Below are 2,189 nucleotides of genomic sequence, written 5' to 3' on the forward strand. Positions count from 1 at the left end.
CCTCTGCACCGCCCACCCACACCACTACCGTCAGGAAGAACAGCAGCATGCCCGTCGAAGGTAATTGGGACCTGTCCATCTCCACCCCCATCGGCAAGATCAAGGCCGTAGCCGAGTTCCGGAGCGAGGACGGTGTCCTCGTCGGAACCGCCCACGGGGCCGGAGTGGAAGTGCCGCTCAGCGACGTCGTCCTCGACGGCGACCGGCTCACGTGGAAGCAGGCCATCACCAAGCCCATGCGGCTGAACCTGGCCTTCGCCGTGACGATCGACGGCGACACTCTGACAGGAACCTCCAAGGCCGGACGCCTTCCAGCCTCGAAGGTCACCGGCGAGCGCCGCACCCTCCACGCGGGCACCGGGCGCTGACTCTCAGTTTCGATCCACCGGGTGCCCGTTGGTCCAGTGTCCGGACATGAAAGTAGGGATGCCCCCCGAGCCCCCCCCGACCTGCGAGGTGTCCGCAGTGTTCGATGATCCCAACCTGGCCTGACGCCGCCCTGGTCCCGGTGGTGCGCCTTGCTGAGCAAGGGCGCTGTCGGAGCGGTCCGCGAGATGGTACGCATCGACGGCGGGACAACAGTGCGGGGCGAACCCGGCGGTCAGGGTGACCTCGCTACTCGCGACGACGTGCACGGAGGCGGACAGCAGAGGTCGCACCTTGATTTCTCACGCCTCGTCAAAGGCCTCGAGCAAGCGCTCGTACGCCGGCTTCGGCCGCAGGGCCGCGTCCCACGGCAGGGAATCGGCCGTGCGCGGCGGATAGATCTTGGTGTCGGCGGTGGAACCGTACCGGTCGGTGAATCCCCAGGTGGAGAACGATGTGCAGTTCGGCTCCTCCAGGCAGACCCGCAGCTTGCCCGCCATCTCATCCGCCTGGATCTGCCGCCCGTCCTGATCGTCCTCACCTATGGGGACGTCCATCTCCGATACCCGCGCCTGAACCCCGAGCTCCGCCAGATCCCGCACATGGCTGCGGAAGGTCTCCGGGTCGGTGCGGTCGCCGGGTGCGTACTCATGGGTCTGGAAACCCACGCCGTCGATCGGTACGCCGCGTTCCTTGAGCCGCTCGACCAGAGCGTAAAGGGCGTCCCACCGCTCGCCTTCCTCCTCGACCCCGTACTCGTTGAGGAACAGCCGTGCCTTCGGATCGGCCCGGTGGGCGGCCCTGAACGCCTCGTCGATGTACTCCTCGCCCATGGCCTCGAACCACGGGCTCTGCTCGGAGCGCAGACCGAGATCCCCGTTGGTATAGCTCTTCTCGTCGTCGGACATGGGCTCGTTGACCACATCCCATTCCGCGACCTTTCCCTTGAAGTGCCCGGCGACCGTGGCGATGTGCCGGAGCATGGTCCGGGGTCGTCGTTTTCCCGCATCCAGTGGGGCAGAGCCTCGTGCCAGACGAGGGTGTGCGCGTGCACCTTCATCTCGTTGGCGCGGGCGAAGCGTACGAGGAGGTCCGCGTCGCGGAAGTCGTAGACGCCTCGGCGTGGGTGGAGGAACTGTGGCTTGAACGCGTTCTCCGGAGTGAGCATGGAGAACTGGCTTCCCGCGAGCGCCCGGTAGCGTGAGTCAGTGAGCAGCGGGTTCTCGGCCAGGGCGGTGCCGACGTCGAACGGCCGCCCCACGTCTGCGGCCCGCGCACGCAGCGAGTCGTCCATCTGCTCCTGGCGCAGCTGCGGCGCCTTGATCACGCGGAGCGGGTCACCGCTCTCTGCCCGCGCGAGCAGCTGCGACAGACGCCATCCCTCGCGGCGCCCGTCCTCGCCCGCCCCCGCGTCTGCGTCCACGTCCGCCTCCAGACCGAACCAGACAGTGCCCTCGGCGAACACCCCCGGGTCGTGCACGGTTCCCAGCCGCCGCCCGTCGGCTTTCACGCGGAAGGTGTCACCGATGCTCGACACGGCGAGTGTCACCGTCCCGGAGCAGCCGCAGTCGAAAACCTTGGAGGTGGCAAGCTCATCGCCCTCGCCGTCCCATATCTGTACCTTCACTTGTCCGTCAGCGGTCACGCCGACGCGAAGTGAGGGCCGCTCCTGCCGCCACTCGTCGTAGATGACCGGTACCCGTCCGTACAGCCGCAGCCATGAGTCGCCGTCATCGTCACCCACACCGGACATGCGCGCGGTGACGGTGAAGTCGCCACCGGTCCTGAGATGCGGGCCGGTCAGGTTCAGCGGGGGGTTGGGC

At 67.6% G+C, this 2,189-nt stretch carries 2 protein-coding genes and 1 pseudogene; 1 reads left to right on the top strand and 2 read right to left on the bottom strand.

What is annotated here, in order from left to right:
* The first annotated feature begins 47 nt into the window (after positions 1-47).
* On the top strand, positions 48-368 hold the full coding sequence (locus EHS43_RS43100) for a hypothetical protein (RefSeq protein WP_125195890.1): 321 nt from the start codon (positions 48-50) through the stop codon (positions 366-368).
* Between the two features lie 300 nt (positions 369-668).
* Here the strand turns inward: EHS43_RS43100 and EHS43_RS48565 are convergent, their stop codons facing one another.
* The gene (locus EHS43_RS48565; protein WP_260470984.1) at positions 669-1,349 is read right to left on the bottom strand and encodes an endo-1,4-beta-xylanase; all 681 of its coding nucleotides are present in this window, start codon (positions 1,347-1,349) and stop codon (positions 669-671) included.
* A gap of 74 nt (positions 1,350-1,423) precedes the next feature.
* Positions 1,424-2,119 (bottom strand): annotated as a pseudogene (locus EHS43_RS48875) (endo-1,4-beta-xylanase); the annotation flags it as partial.
* Positions 2,120-2,189: the final 70 nt, after the last annotated feature.

The sequence above is a fragment of the Streptomyces sp. RP5T genome (assembly GCF_003933965.1).
In the GTDB taxonomy this organism is placed as follows: domain Bacteria; phylum Actinomycetota; class Actinomycetes; order Streptomycetales; family Streptomycetaceae; genus Streptomyces.

Bases quoted from the DNA above. Each gene is read 5' to 3' on its own strand.
- EHS43_RS43100 (WP_125195890.1), top strand. From the start codon at position 48: ATGCCCGTCGAAGGTAATTGGGACCTGTCCATCTCCACCCCCATCGGC.
- EHS43_RS48565 (WP_260470984.1), bottom strand. From the start codon at position 1,349: ATGCTCCGGCACATCGCCACGGTCGCCGGGCACTTCAAGGGAAAGGTC.